Origin of the sequence: Lacibacter sp. H375, assembly GCF_037892425.1 — a bacterium.
In the GTDB taxonomy this organism is placed as follows: Bacteria; Bacteroidota; Bacteroidia; order Chitinophagales; family Chitinophagaceae; genus Lacibacter.
Map to the genome: position 1 here is coordinate 3483741 of NZ_JBBKTT010000001.1, position 25070 is coordinate 3508810.

Consider the following 25070-nt stretch of genomic DNA (forward strand, 5'->3'; position numbering starts at 1 on the left):
GAATATTGAAATACGCAGGATGCCGGCAAATTTTCAGCAAGTTTCGGGTTTGATGATGCCAAACTTCTCTCGACATTTACAGTAAGAAATTACAGTGAAATGAAGGAGCAACAACCGGTGACATACAAACGAATTGCAGAAGCAATTGAGTACATCAAGGCAAATTTCAGGGAGCAGCCCAATCTTGATGAAGTTGCAAAGAAGGTGCATTTAAGCCCGTTTCATTTTCAAAGGCTGTTCAGCGAGTGGGCCGGCACAAGTCCTAAGAAATTTTTGCAGTACACAACATTAGAATATGCAAAGGAACTATTAAAAGAGAACCAGGCCACGTTGTTTGATGCGGCTTACGAAACAGGTCTTTCAGGCACAGGAAGATTGCATGATCTGTTTATAAATATAGAAGGGATGACTCCGGCCGAGTATAAAAATGGAGGTAAAAATCTTGATATCAACTACAGTTTTGCAGAAAGTCCTTTCGGAAATATCATCGTAGCATCAACACAGAAAGGCATTTGTTATATGGCTTTTGCCGACGATGAACATCTTGCATTTGATGCACTGCGAAATCATTTCCCGAATGCCCGTTTGAGACAAATGGTTGATCTCATTCAGCAAAACGCTTTATACATCTTCACGCAGGATTGGACAAAACTCAATCAAATAAAACTGCACTTAAAAGCAACCGACTTTCAACTAAAAGTTTGGCAAACATTGTTGAAAGTTCCAATGGGAAAGCTTACGACCTATGGAGCAATTGCTGATATAATAGAAAACCCAAATGCTTCAAGGGCTGTAGGTACTGCAATTGGCAGTAACCCTGTAGCATTTTTAATTCCCTGTCATCGTGTTATTCAATCTTCCGGTGTAACAGGAGGATATATGTGGGGTACAACAAGAAAAACGGCCATCATTGGTTGGGAAGGAGCGAAAACACATCCACAGTAATTGCGCAAGTTTCGGGTTTTCTGTTTTTTACAGATTATTCAACTTTGTGTTGAATAAGACAAGAATAAAAAAATGAAAACATTTATCTTAATACACGGCTCATGGCATAGCTCGTGGAACTGGCACAAAGTAATTCCCATTTTGGAAAAGCTGGGGCATAAAGTATATGCAATTGATTTGCCGGGTATGGGTAGAGATAAAACGCCCATCAGCAAGGTGAAGCTTCACTCAACTGTACAAGGTGTTTGCGATTTAATAGACAGTATTGAAGGAAAAGTTATTCTTGTTGGTCATAGTAAAAACGGAATTGTTATTTCGCAGGCTGCAGAATATCGTCCTCAAAAAATTGAAAAATTGATTTACCTCGCAGCGTATTTAATACCAAACGGGAAAACACAGGCAGAGTATTCTGCATTAGATGTAAATGGTGTATTGAAGCCATACGTTACCAGGCATCCGGAATTGAATGCGCACACATTGCAAACGGAAATTTATAAAGAAGGTCTTTACCACGATTGTGATGATTCTATTACAGAGTTGGCTAAACTCTTGTTAAGTCACGAGCCGGTAGAATCAGGCATCACGCCTTTGCAATTAACTGAAGCAAATTTCGGTTCAGTACGCAGATTTTATATTGAATGTACCGACGACCGGGCTGTTACGCCATTTATTCAACAGAAAATGTACAATGAAACTGTTTGCGAAAAAGTTTACCGGATGCATACCAGCCACTCCCCATTTTTTAGTAGGCCGAAAGAGCTTTGTGATTTGTTTATGGAGATAGCTTCGTTTTAACAGTCAATGCTCAAAAATGGAATAAACAGCAAAAAGAAAGCGGATCAAATGAATGACTTTCTATTTACTGTCCCTTTTGCATGCGAATATTTATTACGATAAAAAGCAGAGTTCCCACCTTAAGGCAGGAACTCTGTTCGATTAACATAGGAACGGTATAAACTAATCCGATTGTTTAATCAGCATTGTTGTCATTTTCCTTTCGCCTTGTATTACTTCTAAGACATACATTCCAGGGGAATACCTGTTGCCAATTTGTATCGTTTGTCCCGCTGTTATGTTTCTTATCAACTCCATTTCCTTGCCAGTGATACTAAGCACCCTTACATTAATCGGCGTTTTTGTATCCATGCTTTCGATGTTGAGCATAAAATACGAAGTACTTGGATTGGGATATGCTTTGATGCCAAATTTCAGAACCGACAGTAAATCGATCTGCTCAACATTGTTGTTACTTCTTGTTGTTATTGCAGAACAAATTCCTCCACCCGAAACAGCCGCTTCGCCGCCATTTAAACTTTGTTGAATTGTTGCTGTTCCATTCCAATTGCTCGAATACCAAATACCACCTGCTTTCCGGTAAAGTGTAACGGCTACTTTCTGATTACATTGGTTTTGATAAATAACCATTTCAAATGTTGATCCACCTTCGATTTGAACAAGGCTCAGATCCGGCATCTGTTCGTATAGATTGGCTTTTGCACTGAATGTAGCAGTGGCAGTTGGTGTGCCTACATTTAAGGATGAAATGGCACTGGTAGCAATAATGTAGGTATGCAGTTCTGTATCTAACATTCCATCAGGTTTATAATAACTGCGTATTAGTAAATTGGCTTTACCTTTTGGATTTGTTCCGGACTTGGTATAAGAGATGTCGGCCTGGAAATCTGTATTCAATCCTGACTTGCCCCTGATATAACCGGAAGAACTGATATTTTCTATTCTTCCGCCACCTACCATGTATCCACCTGGTACCGGTTTAGAAACCGTAACGATTGTTTGAGCCGATGACAGGTTCGGGTTATTCGTATATGCTCCGGAAACACCAACTGCTATCTGGAAGTTTTGTGCATTATTCGATCCAATATTAAAGTTCACAATAGCACTTGCTGTACCAATTGAACCATCATTGATATCGATTAAACCTACAGGAAGATTTTGTGCCCCGTTGATTGGCGTTAATGTATTGCCATTCACAATGTAGAAGGTAACTTTTGCACCTCTCATATCACCTCTTGGTGCATTATTATCTCTGATAGTAGTTGACAATGTAACTGAAGCAGAATTTGAATTTGGTCCTGAAGTCCATGCAAACAAAGTACCTGTGTAGAAACCAACAAAGTCGTTATAAGGACTTGCATTGCGAGCCAATACTGTTAGCGGTTTCGCTTGCGAACTTCCTTCATAATTATTATTTGTACTGCTGAATAATGCAGTAACTATATAAGGATTTGCTGCAGGAAGATTCGATACCTGTGGTGCCATAGTTGCTTGAACCATACCTTCCTGATCACCAGGGATTGGTACTACTGCAACAGGTGAACCATATGCTATACCTCCAATAGAGAATTGCACAGTTCCTGTTAAAGCACCTGCTGTGTTTGCCGGTTTTATTTTTGCAGTCATTGTTAAAGGATCCATATAACGAACCGTTGCGGCGCTTGTAATCAGCGTAGTTGTTGTGCCTGCCTTGTTAATTTTTGCATCCGTTGTTGCTGCGTTATTCAACAATGTATAATTGCCTGCATCATTTCCGGAAATGTTGATGCCTGATACAGCAACATCCCATGTTCCGGCATTAAAATCGGCAAAGTTCGCTGTAGTGAATGATGCGGATAAATCATCTCCGGCAACTTTATCTGTGGAAAGTATAACGTCAGCTACTGTGTTTCCATCATACACTTTATCAACACCGGTAGCTGTAACCGTTAAGTCTTTAGCTGTTATAACAGCATTGTTACTTGTAGTAGCATCGGTTTGTGAAAGCTCGTAGTTACCTGCAGCAGCTCCTGTTAGTTCAAGACCCGAAACAGTTATTACGTGATTTGTACTTACAATTTTAGAATCAAAATTGGCACTTGTATGAGTAATATTGAAGACATCATTATTTATTCTGTCATCAGATAACTTCACATTTGCTGTTGTGTTTAAAGGATCGGTCGTAACACTTGCATCTGTATTACCATCATATACTTTAGAAAAACCTGTTGTGGCTGTTACAGTAAGTGTTCTTTTTTCAATTTGAAGATTACCATTATCAATATCAATATTGTAGTTAGGATTTGAACCTAGGGCAATAGTAATTGGGTAGATACCTGCTGATGAAAACTTCTCAGCACTGGTTGAAAGGGTATAGTTTAAAACATCGCCATTGATCGTACCAGCAACAGTTGCATCAAGAGCTGGGTTATCATCACCATACGTTTTTGTTTTATCATTTGCTGCAATGGTTGCTGTAATCGGATGAACAGTAAGGCTGACTACATTGGCAGAAATAGTTCCGCAACTGTTTGTTACAACACATTTGTATTGGTAACCGCTCATTGAAACTGTTAATGAACTGATATCAAGTTGCGCAGAATTATATCCTGTGTAGATACTTCCCGGATTATTTTCAGAAGCAGTAATGTTTGCAAACCCACTGCCTGTATTGATTTGCCATTGGTAAATGATAGCTGTACCTTCTCCAACAAATGAGAAACGTGCTGTATCACCATAGCTTTTCTCCCTGTCAACCGGCTCTGTTGTAACAGACGGTACAACACAAGTTAAGTCATAAGCACCTGTTATAGTACGAGGCTGCGTTGGAGTGAATTGATTGTTATATCCCCGTTGAGAAGAAGCTGCAATAGTTCCACCGCTTGAACTCACACCTGAAAGTGAATACACATTTCCGCCCGGAACAGTAACTGTTGCAGGGTAAGAGAAATAGATCTCTTTATTGGTAGCCACAGGTGCTGTGAAATCTGTTGCTGCAGTTAATGGCGCACTCAGTGTAGTAGGGTTAGTGTAAAATTTGTAATTCACACTTGCAGCGGTTGCACCTACAGGTAAACCATTTGTTGTGAATGTAACATCGCTTATTGGTTGTTCTTTTATTACTATTTTATCAAGAAAAGGAGCATCAGTACCTGTTGCTCGCATTTCAATGCTGTTGATACCTTGTATTAATGCAAGCGGAATCGTTTTTATACCTGGCGAGCCGCCTTCAAAACACCAGTTACCGGTTGGGCCAAAAGCGTAAGTAACAAACGCCGCTCCGTTTACGGAGATTCTTAAATTACGAACTGTCTTAGAAATATAGGAAACGTCAACATCATAAGTCTTTGCTTCGGCACATAAAATATTATTGTAACGGATACCATTTGCAGAAGGTAAGCCAGGGTTTGCCAACGAACCGTTTGAAGATGTAGTGCAGGCAACAATAGTTGTTGTGCCCACCATTTCTGCCAACTCTGCTTCAAGATCAACATTTGTTAAAGGTGCTTTTTCCAGTTTTATTTTGTCCATTGCAGGAGCATCTGTGCCTGCAGGTGTAAGTTCAATTGTATTCAAACCTCTTCTCAATATCACTACAACTTCATGTATTGCCGGAGAACCTAGGGTAGGATTTGAAGCGTCAATAAAACACCAGTTGCCTGAAGGCACTACGGTCTGTCTGTTCATGAGTGTTCCATTCACTCTCACTCTGAAATTCCTGGCAACTTTGCTCATGTAAGACACTTTTAATTTATAAGCCCCTGCATCTTCCGCAACAATTTGAGTAAAACGAATACCATTAGAGGTTGAAAGACCCATAGAAACCTGTTGTCCGTTCGATGAATTAACGCAAGATTGAATTGTTGTTGTACCAAACCTTTCTGCAAGCTCTGCTTCAAATTCTAATTGTGCAGAGAGCAGTAATACATTCGGGTCAGTTGCTTCAGGATTTTTTCCCTTTGTTGATACAGCAAGACGATCAACCTGTACATTACCACCGGCAATTGCAATTTTTACGATGTGCTGACCAGCAGTCAAAAAATAACTGAAACTTCTGTCTGCCGTTCCGTAACTGTAATGAAATTTCTTCCAATACCATTCATAAACTGCACTTCCCAAACGATCCCATTTACGATAGGGCTCATCATCAACAGCGATCCATAAACTGTTCTCGCCTGCATTGATAGCTTTTATTTTTGCCCACAGTTCATATTCATCAGCCTGTGCAATATTGATGGTGAATGTAATTTGATTATCAGTGCCTGCGGGAGGTTGAGGTGAAGTGATGTTGTTTGCACTCTTGAGATATGCGCCTGCAACTGCACTGGTAGATGTTTCAATGTTCCAGTTTGCACCACGTGGCGCATTTTCTGCTTCATGGAAAGTGAGGATGTCAGTTACATCCAAACCAAACTTCACATTAGAAGGAGTACAGTAACCGGTATTTTTTATCAACGCTTCCAGATTCTCTTGACCGTTAGTAATCACAATCTGATCAAGCTTAATATTGGCGTTGGGGAATTCAACCGTTAAGCGATGCAACCCGGTTCCGAGGTCATAAAATCTTGGCATCTGGAACCATGTAAAGGTTGCACTTGTAAACGGTGACAACTGTTCCGTTGCAGCACCGTCCATTCCTATTTTGATTGCTCCCGTTCCGTTTGAAGCTGAGCGGATATAAATACGATAAGTACCTGCAACTGATGTTTCAAATTCAAAATGTATTTGTTTGGCCAGTGCTGTTGCACCTGCAAGACTTGCATCGCCTTTCAAGTATAAACCATTTGATGCGTTTGCATCAGGTAATACCGTCCATTGATTACCGATATATTTTCCACACTCTGCTTCAAAAACAGTTGTGTTTAAAACTGGAGTGACATAAGTTTGATCTAATCCATCAAGATTGTTTGCACATTTAACTGTTGCTGCAGGTATTGAAGGCGATGATATATGATTCATATATAATTCGCCGATGTTGGTTAATACACCATTCTCATAATAATTCGCCGGCGTTTGCGGAACAGTAGCATATTGAGGATTGGGTTGGAAGTATGCATACCGCTCTACATAATCTAAACTTTCAAGATAGGGAAGAGCCAGTTCAAGAAACGCCTGCTGAATTGGATTGCCACGATTTGGATTGGCATTAAATTCTGTGATCCAGATCGGTAATTTGTAAATATTGTAAACGCTTGCGAGATAGGATTTGAACCGATTGAAAATTTGTTGTGGATCAGCATTCGGGCTGTTGGCAGGATTGCTTCCCCAATCGTACCAATGCACAGCAACAAAATCAAAACGCACATCTTTTGCTTTTGCAAGAGTTGCAAAATCTTTTAACCAGCCGGTTGGTCCGTTTTCTCTTGGTGCCGGTGTTCCTAACCTTACACCAAGACTCATTAGATTTTCGTAATAGGCAACTGCTACTGCAGGCTCACATAGATTATTAAACTGACCTGATTGATCTTCGCAGTTATCAGATTCATTGAAACCTAAAACATGCGTTGTTTTTTTCTTGCCGGTGATCAGGTTAAGTGCAGTTGGGAATGTTCCGCTTGCTCCCCATGCCATCGGTACATATTCGTAATTAGGTAATGAATTATTATTATTGTTCCAGTTATAAAACCAACCGGTATTCAATTGATCATAAAAACCACCTGTACCTTTTTTGATCACCCAGTTCCATGGTACAACCCTAATGAAACTTACATTTCCCTGTAATGCTGCATCAAGCGTATTCACTGTAAGGTCTGCCTCTGATGCAATGTAAACCCTGCTTTTTCCTGTGCCGTTATCGTTTACAGCCAGTGTGGCCATAAAACCTCTCTTAAGTTTGAATGAACGGATGTTGTTATTCATTCCATTGGGTACGGATGCGCCTTTGTAAATAATATCTTCATTTACATCGGCAGAAGAACCTTGCAAATTTGAACTGCTGTAAATCTTTGCAGGAGCAAATGAACCTGAAAGCGGCCTTACAACCGAGCCGCTTTGATAATATTGATTGATGCGGAAATTATTATCTAAAGTACCTGTAACATCATTTATAAAAATATTACTCAATTTTGCTTGAAGGCTTACTGGATTATCCTGCTTGAAGTAAACCCATGATGCAGCATCGAGAAAATTCAATGAAAGAGAAGCTGACATTGTTCCCTGTTGCAGATAAACGGTACTCTCATTATTTAATGATAACACGCCTTGTGTTACTGAACCGTTTGTTACAGTAATAGTAGAACTTACCAAAGTGAGCCCAAGTTGGGTACAACCAAAAAATATATTTCCACTCGCTGTTACACTTGCCGATGAAATATATAGATTGAAATTAATTGCTGCACCAGGCTCTAATGTATTAGCATCGGGATGAGGATTGTTTACAAGATCAGGTACAGAAGGACAAATCTGATATAAATAGGGGCTTGAAGCATTGCAGGATTGTCCTGTGTTATCTTCAGTTGCCATTCGCCAGTTACCTTCATTAAAGAAATCATTGTCTGTTTCACCTGTCCAGTACAAGTAACTTGTTGATGGATCACAAGGGTTTGCAGCTTCCCGAGCAGAAGCAGAAAGCGAAACAAAGCATAATAAAATGAGTGAAAATAGAAATGCCTGAAGCTGGCTACTAATTTTAAACATGGCAAATTAAGTTTTGATTATTTCTAATAATCCAAAACTATTTTCTTACGATTATAATCACGGCGACAATCAATTCATTAAAGGGGTCGTTTTGTCTTAATTTGAATTCGCTAAATGATGAATGATCGAGATGGTTAAGCACTTGTAGAATCATTCCGTACTTTTTCTTTTTTAATGATTGCCTTAGCTATGTTTTATCTTTTAATTCAATCTGCTGTTGATTATTCGACAGTAGATTATGGCTTTGACACATTACTACCTCTTTCATGAACTAACTGTTTCTTCAACCGATTGAATTCGGCTCTATTTTTAGTTTTTAATGACGTTATCTTTAGTACACATGTCAAAATATTTCTTACTAGCGGCTTCTATTTTCATTGCGAGTCTTTCGTTTTCTCAAACCCGCCTGCCTGCAATGTTTAGTGATAACATGGTATTGCAGCAGCAGCAATTGGTTTCCGTTTGGGGAATCGACAAACCCAATACAAAAATATCTGTGAAGGGAAGTTGGGGAAATAATTCAACAGCAACAACCGATGCCACCGGTCATTGGAAACTAAAATTACAAACGCCAAAAGCGGGTGGCCCTTATACGTTAGAGGTTAAAGGAAGTAAAACAGTAACCTTGAAAAATGTATTGATCGGTGAAGTGTGGTTCTGCTCAGGCCAATCAAATATGGAGATGCCCTTAAAAGGTTATATGAATCAGCCTGTCATTGGCAGCAATGAAACTATCTTGAATTCAGCCAACGATAAAATACATTTTATCAATACGCCCCATGGTTCCAGTTTAACAGCGCTGTACGATTTAAAGACGGAGTGGAATGTTGCCTCACCAGCTACTGCAGGCAGCAGCAGTGCCGCTGCATATTTTTTTGCTAAAAAATTGCATGCTGTTTTGGGTGTACCTATTGGCGTGATTCACTGCTCATGGGGTGGTTCTAAAATTGAAAGCTGGATGGATGAAGAAAGCTTAGCCGGATTTAAAAATAATAAAGTGCCTGATACATTGCCAGCAAGAGAGCCGCAAATTATACCTACGCTTATGTATAATTCATTATTGCATCCATATATTGGCTATACCATTAAGGGTGTTATATGGTATCAGGGTGAATCAAACAGAGTGAATGCTGATGAATATCTTGGATTATTTACTTCAATGATCAAGCTATGGCGCACTAAATGGCAACAAGGTGATTTTCCTTTTTATTATGTGCAAATAGCGCCACATGAAACAAGAAATCTGAATGCTGCTTATTTGCGTGAAGCACAGTTTCAAACAATGCTCTCGGTACCAAATACAGGTATGGCTGTTACAATGGATATTGGAGAACCCAACTTAATACATCCGTCACAAAAAGAACAGGTTGGCAACAGGCTCGCTTACTGGGCACTTGTAAAAGATTATCATATTGCCGGTATTTCATGCAGCGGGCCGGTATTTAAAAAAGCAGAAAAAACAGAAGATAGTAAGATGATACTCGCTTTTGACTATGCTGAAATGGGTTTAACAGGTTTTGGAAAACCTCTTACTGATTTTGAGATAGCAGGCGAAGACAAAATATTTTTTCCTGCACAGGTAAAAATTGTAAATGATAAAAGAGGTAACTTATTGGTATGGAATGATGACATTAAAAAACCCGTAGCAGTTCGCTATGCATTTAAAAGCTGGGTACAGGGCAGCTTGTTTAATACCCAGGGATTGCCTGCATCTTCTTTCAGAACAGATAATTGGTGATTATTATCCTCTTCTTGTTAGTTATTGAATAGAATACCCCCCTTTTTTGAAGGTATGCTTTCGGCTTTTTTAAGCAGTTACGATTAGCTTTAAGTAGTTAACGCAATTAGCTTTTAGAGATCTAAGCAAGCATCTTATCAATGTTGCCTTATAAGTTTTAATCATCAGTTCAATGAAAATCAAAAAGATATTATCCTTAACATTTCTTGTCTGTTTTAGTTTTTCTTTAAAAGCTACAAATTATTATATCAACTCAGTAGTTGGAAATGATGCAAATAAAGGAACAAGCTCAACTCATTCCTGGAAAACCGTTTCGCCGGTAAAGTTGATTCAATTAACCGCCGGCGATTCTATTCTTTTTGCGACAGGGCAAAAATTCACAGGGATGTTGGCGCTCATCAATATTAAAGGTGATGCGCAACATCCTGTGGTGGTAACAAGCTACCTGTATAAAGGAAATAAATCAAAACCTGTTTTAGATGCAGGTGAAGAATTAAATGCATTGTTGATCCAGAATTCTTCATTCATACATGTAAGTGGAATTGAATTTACAGGCATATTACCTTATCAAAAAAGTACCACAGCTAACAAAACTGAAATGCGTTGCGGCATTCTTGTTGAAGTAACGAAAGATGAAGCATTTGAAAATATTAAGTTGAGCGGGGTAATAGTTCATGATGTGTATTACAATCCTAAAGGGTTTACACGTTCAGCTGCTGAAATTAAAACAGCAAATGGTACGCAGAGTTATGGTTGGGGAATCCGTGTCATTAATAATACAAAGGCAGGGCGATTAATGAATATGAAGATTTTAAAATCTGAAGTATTCAACGTCAGTCATACAGGAGTGAAAGCTACCGGCAACATTAACAGCATTCAACAATTGGAAATTGCTGAATGTAACGTTCACCAAACTGGTGGTCCGGGTATGCAGTTTTCGGGAGTTACAGACGGACATATTCATCATAACAAAATTGATCATTCAGGTTCAACGGCAGATAGCAGAAACTGGGGTCGTGGCAGTGGTTTGTGGACATGGAGTTGCAGCAACATCCTCATTGAACACAATCGCTTTGAAAATGCAAACGGCCCCGGCGATTCTGCAGGTGTACATATTGATTACAATTGCAGTGATGTAATAGTTCAGTATAATGTAAGTGCAAATAATGCCGGCGGTTTCTGCGAAATTTTAGGTAACAACTACAATTGTGCATACCGTTATAACATCAGCGTCAATGATGGTTATAGAGTAAAAGGAATGAATGGTGCTTTTCAGGAAGGGAAAATTTTCTGGCTAAGCGGTTACCAGGGCGATCAAAAGAAAAATGCAGGCCCGTACAACAGCTACTTTTACAACAATACCATTTATGTTGCAGCCAATATTATTCCAAAGATAGCAGTGAGCAGCAGTGCTGATGGAGTACTTATTGCAAACAACATCTTTTACTTTGAAACGGCTGCTCAAATGGTGGCAGGTGATCAGAAGAAAAAAGAAGTGGATGTTGACGGTGTACCGAATGTTGTATTTACCAATAATCTTTTTTTACGTCCCGATAATTGGCCTTCGGAAATTCCATTACAAGATGCAACACCAATCATTGGCGATCCTTTGTTTAAAAACAAAGGTGGGGTATTAGTAAATGATTATTTGCCTGGAAATAAGAATCTGATTTTGAACAAGAGTATCACCGTTCAACCAATTCCAAAAGATACAATTGGTATTCGAATAGGGTTGCAAGTTGAGCATGATATTTTAGGTAATCCTATTCAGGGAAAACCAGACATAGGCGCAATTGAATTGAGTGAGAATAAAAAGAAATAATTCTAAACAACATCCATTGAACAAAAGAAGAATTCAAACCGGAGTTATTGGTCTGTCCGCATGCATGCTGATTGTAACTGCATGGGCGTTTACAAAAAAATCAAAACAGGAAATTACAATCAACCAGGACAGGCCCAATGTCATTATCATTCTTACCGATGATCAGGGTTATGCTGATGTTGGTTTTAATGGTTGTAAAGATATTCCAACACCAAACATCGATCGTATTGCAAAAAACGGTGTTGTGTTTACAAATGGTTATGTAAGTTATGCAGTATGTGCGCCAAGCCGTGCAGGTTTAATTACAGGCCGCTACCAGGATCGTTTTGGTTACAGCCGTAATCCGTTGTATAAACCATTTGATCCAACTATTGGTCTTCCTTTAACTGAACAAACATTACCGGAGCTGTTAAAGCAAAACGGTTACAATACAATGGGTATTGGTAAATGGCATTTAGGTGTGCATGAGAAATTCCGTCCATGGAACAGAGGCTTCAATGAGTTTTTTGGATTTCTTGGAGGAGGGCATCGTTATTTCCCGGAAGAATATAATATCACAAATCAGGATAGTGCAAAAAACGAAGGAGAAAGTTATCGCACCAAACTCATCCGTAAAGAAACCGTGATAGAAGAGAAAGAATATTTAACAGATGCACTGTCAAGAGAAGCTGTTTCATTTATTGAACGAAACAAGCAGCAACCATTCTTCCTCTACCTCGCTTATAATGCACCGCATTCGCCTTTGCAGGCCACTCCAAAATATTTGAGTCGCTTTGATCATATAAAAAATCCGAAGCGTAAAACCTATGCAGCAATGGTAAGTGCAGTAGATGATGGTGTTGGTGCAGTGTTGGACAAGTTGCAACAATTGAATCTTAGTGAAAATACCATTGTTATTTTTCTTTCAGACAATGGCGGACCTGAAACAGATAATGGCAGCGATAATGGCCCGTTACGTGCAGGTAAGAGTTCTCTGTTTGAGGGCGGGATACGGGTTCCGTTTGCCATGCAATGGCCCAAACAGATAAAAGCAAACACGAAATATGAGCAACCGGTTATTTCGTTAGACATTTTTGCTACAGTAGCAGCCAATATTGGCAAAATATCTGCACCGAAAAATGAATTGGATGGTGCAAACCTCTTGCCTTATATCAAAGGAGCAACAAAAGGTTCACCACATGAGTATCTGTTTTGGCGACAATTTGATCAAAAGAGCTATGCGGTACTTCATCAATCCGGGTTCAAACAGGTAATTCTGAAAGATTCCAGTTTCAATTTGTATAATCTGAAAACTGACATTGAAGAAAAAGTCAATATCGACGATAAGAAAATGATGAGTGTCTTCGATCAGCAGCGAAAAAAATGGGAAGCCAATACCATTGCACCACTTTTTTATGGCTTGAACCAGGAACAGCTTTACGAACGGCAAAAGAAATCACAAGAGAAAAAGAATTAACTTAATTGGATAGTGGTGCAGTTTAGGATATGATCCATTCATTATTCAAGAAAATTTGATAAGCAATTGAAAATGCGGGTACAAAACCCATAGAAATTGGAAACTTTCGTGTAAGAAAACAGCCATTTCTAACCTGATAAATAGCACAATCGTATGGTGACAAAACAAAAAAGTACAAATATTGAAAAGAATAATCATCGGATAAACATAAAACTTGCCGTAATCTATTTTCTGTTAGTGCTGCTGTTTATTTCACTGCTTGTATTTTTGTAGCACTAAAGCAGTATGGGTTCAAATAACTTCAATAATCGTTGAATTCATCTAAATTGTAAGTTCGTATAACGATTAATTTAGAAACGCTTTGCCTTCCTCCACTAATAAATACGCTTGCCTGCTGCTTTTCATTGCTGTAACGTTTGCCGGTTACACGCAACAAGCCAATTCCTTTATCAGTATTACAGATGAACTGGTGAACAATGAAGTTACCTCCATCATTCAGGATAAAAATGGGTTTATCTGGCTTGGTACAAGAGGCGGATTGCAACGTTTTGATGGTTATGAAATGAAATTGCTCAAGAATGATTTCGGGAAAGGTGGTAACCTGTTAAGTCAATCAATTGAAGTATTGCAGAGTGGAAAGCAGAATAATATCTGGATCGGCACAAAGTCGGGCGGACTGAGTGAGTACAATCTCAACAGCGGAAAAATAGCAAACTATCCAAACAACAATGCTAACAGCGCAGGATTTAATGCCGATTACATTCTTTCCATATTAGATACAGATAGTGAAAAGTTATTGATCGGCACCTGGAAAGGTTTTCAATACCTCAACAAGAAAACCGGTGAATTCAAAATTGTTAATAGTGTTTGGAAGACATTCGATATTCAGCCGGATGGTAATGCAGGTTACTGGCTGGCCACCAACAGCGGGCTGAAGCATATTAATCAGAATCTGGTCAACGATGTCTCTTACAACTTCGGAATTAACGGCGTTAACATTACGTCAATCGTAAACGATAAATCCAATAGTTGTCTGTGGCTTGGTAGCTGGAACGAAGGCTTGTTTCAATTTAATCTCACAACAAAAGAGTTTAAGAATTACCGGCATCAACAAAATAACGCCGCTTCAATAAGTTCAAACAACACCTATCGTATTTTGCTCGATTCGAAAGGTACATTATGGGTTGGAACATGGGGTGGGGGCTTAAACCGCTTTGACCGCAACACAAACAGCTTTGAAAAAATCAGCTTAAATGTTCCGGGTATTTATACCAACGACAACCAGATTATTTTAACCATGCAGGAAGATCCATCCGGTTTGTTATGGATTGGAACTGACGGTACCGGTGTTTTTAAATTTGATCTGAAACAAAAAAAGTTTTCGAACATTGGCTATGAAAATAAATTGAATTCATTATTGGGAAGTACGCATGTGCTTTCGGTGTATGTAGATCCGTTCAATAAACTTTGGTTGGGAACAAAAGGTGGTGGTATACAATATTCAACAGATTGGAAGACATTTACTCAATTTAATATTGAAGACTCTGAAACAGGTAACCCTTCGGGGCTGCCCTATGTCAGCCGTTCTTTTTTGCAGGAGGGTGATTACTTGTGGGTTGGTACAAATAAAGGATTGATACGTATCCTGAATAAAGGACAAAAGCCATCAGCATATGATGTTTTTGAACCAGGGTTTGGGGGGGATGCCGGTTTCATCAGCGCAAGAAAGGCAACTCAAATTATAAAAGATTCTTCTGGTAGAATTTGGATTGGAACTCAGGAAAACGGGCTCAGCTATATTGCCGGTTTCGATAAAAAAAATCAACCAATATTTAAAAACTATATGCCGGCATATGGAGTAAAGGGCGCTTTGCAAAATGAACGGGTAAGTTGTTTATTGGTTGATTCGAAAAAACGATTATGGATAGGAACATATAAGGGACTCCATTTGTATCAACCATTAACGGATCAGTTCCAGGTATTTACTCAAACAGATGAATATGAAAACTCCATCAGCAACAATACTATTCTTTGTTTGGCCGAAGATAAATTTGGAAACATCTGGGCGGGCACGCAATATGGCTTGAACAAAATTTCCGGTTATGATGGCAGTAAATTAAATGTAACGGGTTTTACAACCAAGGAAGGACTTCCCAGCGATTATATACATGCTGTTATTCCGGATAAAGAAGGAAACATTTGGGCAAGCACAAACAAAGGCATCGTTCGATTTAATCAATCAACAAAATCATTTGCTGTTTTTGACAAGCGTGATGGTGTTCAGTCAATCGTTTTTTCTGAAAACGCATCCTGTAAAGATGCAAGCGGTCGTCTCTTCTTTGGTGGGTTGGAAGGCCTGACTTATTTTTTTCCTGACAGTATCAAGATCAATCAATTTTATCCGCCGATTTATTTTACCAACTTAACGGTGAATAATATTCCGTACGAATTTGGTACTGGAAAAGGAGATAGCTCTATTCTGAATAAACCATTCTACAAAACAGAAACCATAACACTCAATCATAAAGAAAACATCTTCTCTATTGAATTTGCTGCGCTGGATTACCATGCACCGGATAAAAACGAGTACATGTATAAGCTGGAAGGCTTTAATGAAGATTGGGTATATGCCGGCAATAAGCGCCTTGTTTCATTTACGAATTTGAAGCCAGGTACTTACCAGTTAAAAGTAAAAGCAACAAACAGTGATAAAACATGGAACCCGACTCCGCATGAATTAACGATAAAAATTCTGCCTCCACCATGGAAAACATGGTGGGCATACAGCATCTATGTAACTGTTTTTATTTTTCTTCTTTGGTTAACACGGTATCTCGGGTTGCGACAGGTTGCACTAAAGAACCAATTAACACTCAGTAAGCTTGAACGGCAGCAGGAAAATAAACTAGCCGATTTTAAAGAGCGGTTATTTACAAATATCTCGCATGAGTTTCGAACACCGCTAACGCTCATCCTTGGCCCTCTCGATGATCTGTTGCAACGGAAAAAGTTTGAAACGCAAGTTGAAAAGAGCCTGCGTCTGATTCAGAAGCAATCGAAGAGAATGTTGCGTATGGTTAATCAGTTGTTAGATTTTCAAAAAGCTGAAGCAGGAAGTTTAAAACTTTCACTGCAGCCGGGAGAGATTGTTTCATTTTGTCATGACATCTTTATTCTTTTTAATGATGAAGCAAGCAGAAGAAACATTGATTATACGTTTCACTCACAGGAAAAATATCTCTCATTTACATTCGATCACAATAAACTTGAGATCATCATATTTAATATTTTATCGAATGCATTTAAATTCACGCCTGTTGGGGGGCAGATTATATTCTACGTAAAGAAAAATGCAGATAAATCCTGTGAAATAAGCATTCGTGATAATGGAAGGGGAATTCCTGCCAATGAAATTGAAAAAATATTTGATCGCTTTTACAGGGGAAGGTCAGAAGATGCTACAACCATCTCCGGTACAGGAATCGGTCTTTCGTTTGTAAAAGAATTAACTGAACTGCACGGCGGAACGATCGTTGCTGAAAGTGATGGAACTCATGGAAGTTTGTTTACAGTAAAGTTGCCGCAGTCAAACGTTACTGAGTCGTTGTTGAATATTTCTGCAGAACCTTTGAATCATACCAGTCAAAACATTGAAACAACTTTAAATTCAGTTATTATGCCTGAAGAAAATGATCAGATCAGTCAGGAACATGATCTTCCAATTATCCTTGTGGTGGAAGATGAATCTGATATGCTGCAGTACATCTACGAGATTTTATCTCCGTCGTTTAAGGTAGTAACAGCAACAAACGGCAGAGAGGGTATTGAAAAAGCATTTGAAACCATTCCTGATTTGATTGTAAGTGATGTAATGATGCCCGAAGTAGATGGTATTGAGTTGTGTAAGAAGTTGAAGTCTGATAAAGACACATCGCATATTCCGATTATTCTGCTTACTGCATTGTCGGATTTGGCGCATCATGTACAAGGTATTCGTGAAGGAGCCGATGTGTATTTGCCCAAGCCGTTCAACTCACAGTTATTGCTGGTACATATTCATAACCTCATTAACTCAAGAAATACGCTGAAAGAATTTTATGCCAAACGCATTTTTCTCGGTACCGGAAATTTTGAAATAAAAACCTTTGAAGAGGAGTTTTTGGTAAAGCTGATGAAGCTGGTGGAAGAAAATATTTCGAACAGTAATTTTAATAACGATGATCTGGCTACGCTCATGTTTATGAGCCGATCAACGTTTTACCGGAAATTAAAAGCAGTAACTGGTATGTCGGGTAATGAGTTCATCCGAACCGCTCGGTTAAATTACGCAGCCAAACTATTAGAAAGCGGTAACTATTCAGTAACTGAGGCTGCATATGAAGCAGGGTTTAACGATATCAAGTATTTCAGAAAGCGTTTCCAGGAACAGTTTACCGTTTCTCCATCGGAATACAAAAAATAAACTGCCGGTTGTGTTTGCTGAAGTTGATAAAAACTCTATTGATTCCTGCTTTTGTACACCCTTATATAATCGATATACGCTTTGTCTGTATTTCCATTTTGAATAAACTCATTTTTTCGTATGTCTCCATCTACCCAGTTATTTGCACCAAAACAACTTCCCGATACATAAATGAACTCAGCTACATGCGGAATCAGTTTGGCGTCAGTCATGGTTGCTACTACTTCACCGTCAAAATAGAATTTCAAGTATGAAGGTGTCCATTCAAAACCATACACATGAAATTCCGTATCATGCATGTTTGGCGCCTTGATCAGTCTTCCGTTAGATTTATGTGCAGGCTTTTCATAACCATCCCAGTGCAGGCCTAACGAAAATGCATGTTCTTTCGTTGCCTCCACAATATCAATTTCAGCGCCATCATTTGCTGTGCCATCAACTCCTTCTTTTGAACTCATTCCTTTTCTTAAAGAAGGCATCATCCAAAATGCTGTTTGATGACCATTGGGTTTTACTACATGCATGCGGCATTCAAAAAAACCATAGGTAGGGGTGTATTTGTTTTGTGATGTAAATCTACCGGCGTTGTAGGCAGTGTCATTGATACCCGATTTCCGGTAATAGATATAGATGTTTCCGTTTTTTTCCTCCAGTTGATCTTTATCTGCAAAGAGTGTAATATCAATTCTCTTTTTGATGGAAGTTTCAATATTCCATTTCGTTGTATCAATTTCAGTGTCATTAAATTCATCCGAAAAATCAAGCTTCCATGCTTTTTGCAAATCCCTGCCAGAAATGGAATCATTCTTTATAAAAGGGATTACCTTTTTCGGTGTTTGTTTATCAACCAGTTTATTTCGTCGTGATTGAGCCGCACAAATTTGCGCCTGCAGGCAAAGAGCAATCAGGAACAGGAACAGGCGTGAAAGTGGTTTCATTTTTCATTTATTCAGTGAAGCCCTAAAATAGCGAACTTCTGTATGTGGTGTTCAATGCTTTCAGGCTTGGTACAAATAACACCCATTTTAGACGCATATGTTGCCTTCAAAAGAAAACATTCAGAATAAGTTTACCGACGTAAAGCTTCTTCAAAAAAAGAAGCCCCATTATTCAAATTACAAGATTAATCATCAGTAGTTAACATGCTTATCGAATCTCCATCTGTAAAACGGGAATTGAAGTCTGAAGAAATTGAGGCCGATATGATCATTATTGGCGGTGGCCTTGCAGGAACTTGTTGTGCTATTACTGCTGCAAGAGCAAATATAAAAGTAGTGTTGGTTCAGGACAGACCGGTGCTGGGTGGTAATTCATCAAGCGAAGTTCGTTTGTGGGTATTGGGTGCTACTTCGCACATGGGAAATAACAACCGCTGGGCAAGAGAAGGAGGCGTCATCAACGAAATTTTATTGGAAAACGGATACAGAAATCCTGATGGCAATGCATTGATGTTTGATATCATACTGCTTGAAAAAGTTGTAATGGAAAAAAATATCACCTTGTTGTTGAATACTGCTGTATATGATATTGAAAAGAAAGATGCTGATACAATTCAATCAGTAAAAGCATTTTGTCCGCAAAACTCTGTTTCCTATATTTTAAAAGCTCCGTTGTTTTGTGATGCGTCGGGTGATGGTATTGTTGGCTTTCTTGCAGGTGCTGCTTTCAGAATGGGTGCAGAATCAAAAGATGAATTCGGAGAAAAGTTTGCACCATCGGAAGAGTATGGTGAGTTGCTGGGTCATTCCATTTATTTCTATTCAAAAGATACGGGCAGAAAAGTAAAATATGTTCCCCCATCTTTTGCAATTGATGTTACAAAAGAAATTCCCCGTTATAAAAGTTTTAATACAAAAGATATTGGTTGCCGTTTGTGGTGGATTGAATATGGTGGCAGACTGGACACTGTACACGAAACAGAAACAATCAAATGGCAATTATGGAAAGTAGTATATGGTGTTTGGGATTATATCAAAAATTCAGGCAAATTTCCTGAAGCAGAAAATCTCACTCTTGAATGGGTGGGTCATGTGCCGGGCAAACGGGAGAGCAGAAGATTTGAAGGCGATTACATATTAAAACAACAGGACGTTATAGAGCAAACTGAATTTGAAGATGCAGTAGCCTTCGGCGGATGGAGTGTTGATCTTCACCCGGCAGATGGTGTTTTTAGTGAATTGAAAGGATGTAATCAATGGCATTCAAAAGGTGTTTACGGAATTCCTTATCGTTGTTACTACAGCCGCAATATCAGCAACCTGTTTTTAGCCGGCCGTATCATCAGTGCATCGCATGTGGCGTTTGGTTCTACAAGAGTTATGGCAACCTGTGCACACGGCGGTCAGGCCATTGCATTAGCAGCGGCTTTATGTAAAAAATACAATGCATTACCAAAAACGATTGGAAAGAACAGAATAAAAGAATTGCAGACAGAGCTGATGAAAACAGGTCAGCATATTCCGGGTTTTCAATTGCATGATGACAATGATCTTGTACAAAAAGCAAGTAGTATAGAAGCAAGTTCTACATTATCGCTGTCTGAAATTCCTCAATCGGGAGATTGGCAGCAACTCCAATATTCAACAGCACAAATGCTGCCTGTTGGTAAACAGAAGATGCCGGCTATTACATTTTGGGCAAGAGCAAAACAACCAACTTTACTTAAAGTACAACTTCGTGTAAGTAGCAAATCTTTCAACCACACACCCGATGTTATTGTTGCAATAAAAGAATTACAAATACAGCAAGGTGAAAATGAATATCAAATTGAATTTGATCATGCATTTGAAGAAAATCAATATGCTTTTGTTTGTTTTATGAGTAACAGCGAAGTAGAGTTGGCATCAAGTGATAAAAGAATTACCGGCTTGTTATCTGTTTACAATGCTGTTAATCCTGCAGTGTCGAACTATGGAAAACAGGAACCAACTGGCGATATTGGTGTGGAAGGATTTGAATTCTGGTGTCCGCAGCGAAGACCCGCCGGTAAAAACATTGCGATGAAAATAACACCTGCGTTGCAAGCTTTTTCTCCTGAACACTTAAGAAACGGATTGCAGCGGCCTGTTAACAGCACGAATGCATGGGTTGCTGATTACGGTACAAATGAAGCGGAAATAAAAATTGTTTGGGATGAATCGCAAACCATTAATAAGGTGGAATTATTTTTTGATGCAGATTATGATCATCCGCTTGAATCGGTATTGCTGCTGAATCCTGAAGACAAGATGCCTTTCTGTGCTGATGAAGTAAAAGTGTTCAATTGCAATAATGAGTTAGTTGGTGAAATTTCAGGAAACTATTTAGCACACCGCACCATCCAATTTGATGAACCGGTAACAGCAACGGAATTAAAAATAAAAATTGCTAACTCAGATAGTACAGCACCTGTATCTCTGTTCGAGGTAAGGTGTTATTAAGCGTTCAACATGAAATGCCATAAACTAATATTACTGTTCATAGCTTTTATAACAACTGTTGCTGCAAAGTCGCAGGAAATATCTTTGAACGGCCAGTGGAGTTTTGCATTAGATCCTTTAGCAAGAGGAGAAGTAATGGGATGGAATCAACCCTGGAAAATCAATGAAAAAGACAGCAGCAATGGTTATGCGGCAGATCGTTTTGATAAAGTAATTGTTCCGCATTGCTGGAGTACTGATATACGTTACAACTTTGTTGGCAAAGCATGGTACAGGAAAGCTTTCAAACTTCCTGCAGATGCAAAAGATCAATTGATCAGGATTCGGTTTGAAGCTGTGTTTTATAAATGCCGCATTTTTATCAATGGTGAATTGGCAGCATATCACGCAGGTGGTTACACTCCGTTTACGGTAAACATCACCAAATTTATTAAATACAGCGAATTGAATTTTATTGCTGTGGAAGTAGATAATTCATGGACGGAATTAACAGTTCCGGGTGCAAGAATGGGAGATCATCCTTCAGCACAATTTTTTCCATGGTATGAGTATGGTGGTATTACAAGAGATGTGAGCTTATTAATCACGGATAAAATTTATATAAAAAATCAAAAGATCGAATCCATTCCTGATTTGAAAACTGGAAAAGCACAGGTAAAGATCATCACATGGGTTGAAAACAGATCGTTGTCAGATGCGGCCATTACAATAAAACCAACTATCAGCAACAGAACTTCTGGATCAAAAATTGAGAGTGGAAATGCGTTGGTGAAATCCATCAACATAAAGGCCTTTACTACAGAAAAAATTATTCAGCAATATGAATTGTTATCAGCTGAAGTGCTACTGTGGGATTTTGATAATCCTAATTTGTACGATGTTACGACTGCAATTGAATCAGGTAATAAACGCATCAATCAATACGAAACTTATTTTGGTATTCGTGAATTCAAAGTGGCTGGCACTCAACTATTGCTTAATGGAAACCCTGTTCGTTTAGCAGGCAGTAACCGCCACTCAGATCATCCCGTATATGGCTCTACTGAACCTGCTGAGCTTGCAAAGATCGATATGGAATTGCAACGCAATGGTCATATGATTTTTGCAAGAATGAATCACACACCGGTAAGTAAACATTTTTATCGCTGGGCCGATGAGCATGGTTATTTATTGGTTGCTGAAACCCCCAACTGGCAAATAAGTCCTGTATTAATGGCTACCCAAAATGTGAAGGATGATTTTGAATCTCAGTTGAAGGAGATGGTGGAAGCTTGCTGGAACAGTCCTTCTGTTGTGGCATACAGTACAGGTAATGAGTATGCCAGCTGGACACCTGAAGGTGATGAATGGACAAGAGAGCAATTTGAACAATACCGCTTATTGGATACAACAAGGCTTTTAACGTTTGTTGCTATTGGTACTGCAGTGAATCCTGTCAACCTGAAATTACCGCATGATGCATTCAGGTATTGTGATTTTTTAAATTTTAATAATTACTCAGCTATTGAAGGGTTGGAAAGAAACATCAACTACCTGCATGAGAAATATCCCAACAAACCCATTTTCATCAGTGAAACGGGAATGCGTTCAGATGAAGTAAAGAATGAGCAGGTACGGATCGATCATTTAAAAGGATTGATTGATGTGATCAACAGGCATCCCTATGTCGTTGGTTTTTCTTATTGGAGTTATAATGATTATCTCAGTCGCTTTGCGGGTACCAATAAAGATGGGTACAGACCTTGGGGAATTGTAGATGCCAATAGAAAGCCAAGAGCATTGTATAAAGCGTTTCAAAAAGAATTATCGCCGGTAACAATAACTGTTCAAAAAAATAAAATTTTAATTACAGCAAAAGCAGGATTCCCTTCTTATACCATCAGCAATCATGTTTTAAAATTGATGGAAGGTGAAAAGTTGAACAGCAGTTACACTGTACCCGAAATAAAACCAGGAAGCACAGTTGAAATAATTCTAAAGAAAGCAATTTCTAATAGCCGCATTGTGATCGAAAACAAAGGTGGCATTGTCATATTCGACAGTTCGCTATAAATGCTAACGAAGTCAGTTAATGGGTTTAAAAACAGTAGTTGTTAAAAATGATTAGGAAAATAAAAGGAATGCGCTGGTGGATTGTGGGATTGCTGTTTACAGCAGCCGTACTTAATTATATCGACCGGCAAACTCTTTCTGCATTAGCACCTACTATTCAAAACGACTTAGGCATGACGGATGTTGACTATGCCAACATCGTTAATATTTTTCTTATTGCTTATACCATTGCTTATATCATATCCGGACGAATTGTAGATAAAGTTGGAACGAGGGCTGGTACATTGTTTTTTGTAATCTGGTGGTCTGTTTCAAATATGCTTACTGCAGCAGCAAGAGGAATTACCTCCTTGGGTGTGTATCGTTTTATGTTGGGCTTAGGCGAAGCCGGTATATGGCCTGCTGCATCTAAAGCAGTATCAGAATGGTTTCCTGCAAAGCAAAGAGCATTTGCCATAGGATTATATACCATGGGCGCAACCATTGGCGCAACAATAGCACCTTATGTGGTGATACCTTTAGCCACTTATGCATATGCGGATAAGATGCCTTCCATTGCAAATTGGTTGGGCCAGGGCACCGGGTGGCGATTGGCATTTATCATCACCGGTTTTGTAGGATTACTCTGGATTGTTCCGTGGCTTTTAATTTACAGAACACCACAAAAAAGTAAACACATAACCAAAGAAGAGCTGGATTATATTGAACAGGATAATACATCAGATAAAACTGAAATTGATAAACCCAATGAAACATGGTCGTGGAAAAAAGTATTAACGTTTAGGGGTACCTGGCTGTTATTGCTGGCCCGTTTAATTACTGATCCTGTTTGGTATTTCTTTCAATTCTGGTTTCCGAAATATTTATCAGCAGAACGGGATTTATCACAAAACGATTTAAAGATCACATGGGTAATTTATGCCGCAGCCGGAGTAGGTAGTTTATTCGGCGGTTGGCTTTCAGGTAGATTCATTAAAAATGGTAAACAGGCAGTTTCAAGCAGAATGAAAGTGATGCTGCTTTGTGCTTGTGTCATGCCATTAGCTCCACTCATCAGTTATGTAACAGGTATAAATAGTTCAATCATTCTTTCTGCAGCTGTTGTATTAGCTTCATTGGCATGGCTGATCAATCTCAGTTCAATTATTGTTGATATTGTTCCAAGCCATTCATTGGGAACAGTGTTTAGTATTGTAGCTGCAGGAAGCACACTCGGCGGTATTATGATGAACATGATTGTTGCGGCAATGGTATCAGGCCCATCAGTAAAAGCATCCGGTTTTTTAGACCAGGGCTTGCATGCTATATTATCACCAATATTAGAACTTGTTCAGGGTAAAGGTTATGGATTATGGTTTTTGATCATCGCTTTTTTGCACCCGGTTGGGTGGTTCTTATTAAAACTTGGCGGTATAGCAAAATTGCAACCGAAAGTAAAAAGTAATTTAGCTGAATAGGTAGATAAGTACAGCGCCGAATAATTGAATCAGGTAGAATCGAAATATTTATTTTATGATTGGAGTTGAATGTACTTCTACACATTTGTAATACATGATGATACATTTTTAGCCCGCTAACCAGATCTTACAAAAGGGTAATGAAAGCCCACCAATAGAGGTTTTCAGACTTGGTTTAATATTTTTTGAATAGCAACAATAAAAACTTTTATCGTTGTTAAATGCTACATCAGCACCCCTTTTTTGAATGAAAAGGTTAATTTGCTTGCGATAATTTAGCTTTCATGTAGAGGTGAGCCTGCCTCAAAA

At 38.8% G+C, this 25070-nt stretch carries 11 protein-coding genes; 9 read left to right on the top strand and 2 right to left on the bottom strand.

Annotation, left to right across the window (positions count from 1 at the left end; genetic code table 11):
• Positions 1–99: 99 nt before the first annotated feature.
• Together WG954_RS15015 and WG954_RS15020 are read left to right on the top strand one after the other, a co-directional pair.
• Positions 100–945 (top strand): bifunctional helix-turn-helix domain-containing protein/methylated-DNA--[protein]-cysteine S-methyltransferase, encoded by an 846-nt coding sequence (locus WG954_RS15015; RefSeq protein WP_340437492.1) that lies wholly within the window; start codon positions 100–102, stop codon positions 943–945.
• A 72-nt stretch (positions 946–1017) separates the two neighbouring features.
• The gene (locus tag WG954_RS15020; protein ID WP_340437493.1) at positions 1018–1740 is read left to right on the top strand and encodes an alpha/beta fold hydrolase; all 723 of its coding nucleotides are present in this window, start codon (positions 1018–1020) and stop codon (positions 1738–1740) included.
• 162 nt (positions 1741–1902) lie between these two features.
• Here the strand turns inward: WG954_RS15020 and WG954_RS15025 are convergent, their stop codons facing one another.
• Positions 1903–8355: a glycosyl hydrolase gene (locus WG954_RS15025; protein ID WP_340437494.1), complete on the bottom strand. Its 6453-nt coding sequence runs from the start codon at positions 8353–8355 to the stop codon at positions 1903–1905.
• A gap of 340 nt (positions 8356–8695) precedes the next feature.
• Here WG954_RS15025 and WG954_RS15030 point away from each other — a divergent pair, with 340 nt between their 5' ends.
• From WG954_RS15030 to WG954_RS15045, 4 genes are all read left to right on the top strand, one after another.
• Positions 8696–10093, top strand: coding sequence for a sialate O-acetylesterase (locus WG954_RS15030; protein ID WP_340437495.1), 1398 nt, complete (start codon positions 8696–8698; stop codon positions 10091–10093).
• A 172-nt stretch (positions 10094–10265) separates the two neighbouring features.
• The gene (locus WG954_RS15035) at positions 10266–11915 is read left to right on the top strand and encodes a right-handed parallel beta-helix repeat-containing protein (RefSeq protein ID WP_340437496.1); all 1650 of its coding nucleotides are present in this window, start codon (positions 10266–10268) and stop codon (positions 11913–11915) included.
• 16 nt (positions 11916–11931) lie between these two features.
• The gene (locus tag WG954_RS15040; RefSeq protein ID WP_340437497.1) at positions 11932–13371 is read left to right on the top strand and encodes a sulfatase-like hydrolase/transferase; all 1440 of its coding nucleotides are present in this window, start codon (positions 11932–11934) and stop codon (positions 13369–13371) included.
• Between the two features lie 361 nt (positions 13372–13732).
• Positions 13733–17833, top strand: coding sequence for a hybrid sensor histidine kinase/response regulator transcription factor (locus WG954_RS15045; RefSeq protein WP_340437498.1), 4101 nt, complete (start codon positions 13733–13735; stop codon positions 17831–17833).
• 35 nt (positions 17834–17868) lie between these two features.
• On the opposite strand, the gene WG954_RS15050 is transcribed toward WG954_RS15045, so the two are convergent.
• Positions 17869–18771: a glycoside hydrolase family 16 protein gene (locus WG954_RS15050; RefSeq protein ID WP_340437500.1), complete on the bottom strand. Its 903-nt coding sequence runs from the start codon at positions 18769–18771 to the stop codon at positions 17869–17871.
• Positions 18772–18975: 204 nt separating this feature from the next.
• Between WG954_RS15050 and WG954_RS15055 the strand changes: the two genes are divergently transcribed.
• From WG954_RS15055 to WG954_RS15065, 3 genes are read left to right on the top strand one after another with little or no spacing between them, the layout of a single operon-like run.
• Complete coding sequence (locus tag WG954_RS15055; protein WP_340437501.1) at positions 18976–21252, top strand: FAD-dependent oxidoreductase; 2277 nt, start codon at positions 18976–18978, stop codon at positions 21250–21252.
• Between the two features lie 9 nt (positions 21253–21261).
• Positions 21262–23304, top strand: a complete 2043-nt coding sequence (locus tag WG954_RS15060) for a glycoside hydrolase family 2 protein (protein ID WP_340437502.1) — start codon at positions 21262–21264, stop codon at positions 23302–23304.
• 47 nt (positions 23305–23351) lie between these two features.
• Positions 23352–24761, top strand: a complete 1410-nt coding sequence (locus WG954_RS15065; protein ID WP_340437503.1) for an MFS transporter — start codon at positions 23352–23354, stop codon at positions 24759–24761.
• Positions 24762–25070 lie beyond the last annotated feature (309 nt).

What these genes read in the sequence shown, in the direction of transcription:
- WG954_RS15025 (WP_340437494.1), bottom strand. Translation starts at nt 8,355, where the DNA reads ATGTTTAAAATTAGTAGCCAGCTTCAGGCATTTCTATTTTCACTCATT.
- WG954_RS15035 (WP_340437496.1), top strand. Translation starts at nt 10,266, where the DNA reads ATGAAAATCAAAAAGATATTATCCTTAACATTTCTTGTCTGTTTTAGT.
- WG954_RS15055 (WP_340437501.1), top strand. Translation starts at nt 18,976, where the DNA reads ATGCTTATCGAATCTCCATCTGTAAAACGGGAATTGAAGTCTGAAGAA.
- WG954_RS15030 (WP_340437495.1), top strand. Translation starts at nt 8,696, where the DNA reads ATGTCAAAATATTTCTTACTAGCGGCTTCTATTTTCATTGCGAGTCTT.
- WG954_RS15065 (WP_340437503.1), top strand. Translation starts at nt 23,352, where the DNA reads ATGATTAGGAAAATAAAAGGAATGCGCTGGTGGATTGTGGGATTGCTG.
- WG954_RS15015 (WP_340437492.1), top strand. Translation starts at nt 100, where the DNA reads ATGAAGGAGCAACAACCGGTGACATACAAACGAATTGCAGAAGCAATT.
- WG954_RS15020 (WP_340437493.1), top strand. Translation starts at nt 1,018, where the DNA reads ATGAAAACATTTATCTTAATACACGGCTCATGGCATAGCTCGTGGAAC.
- WG954_RS15050 (WP_340437500.1), bottom strand. Translation starts at nt 18,771, where the DNA reads ATGAAACCACTTTCACGCCTGTTCCTGTTCCTGATTGCTCTTTGCCTG.
- WG954_RS15060 (WP_340437502.1), top strand. Translation starts at nt 21,262, where the DNA reads ATGAAATGCCATAAACTAATATTACTGTTCATAGCTTTTATAACAACT.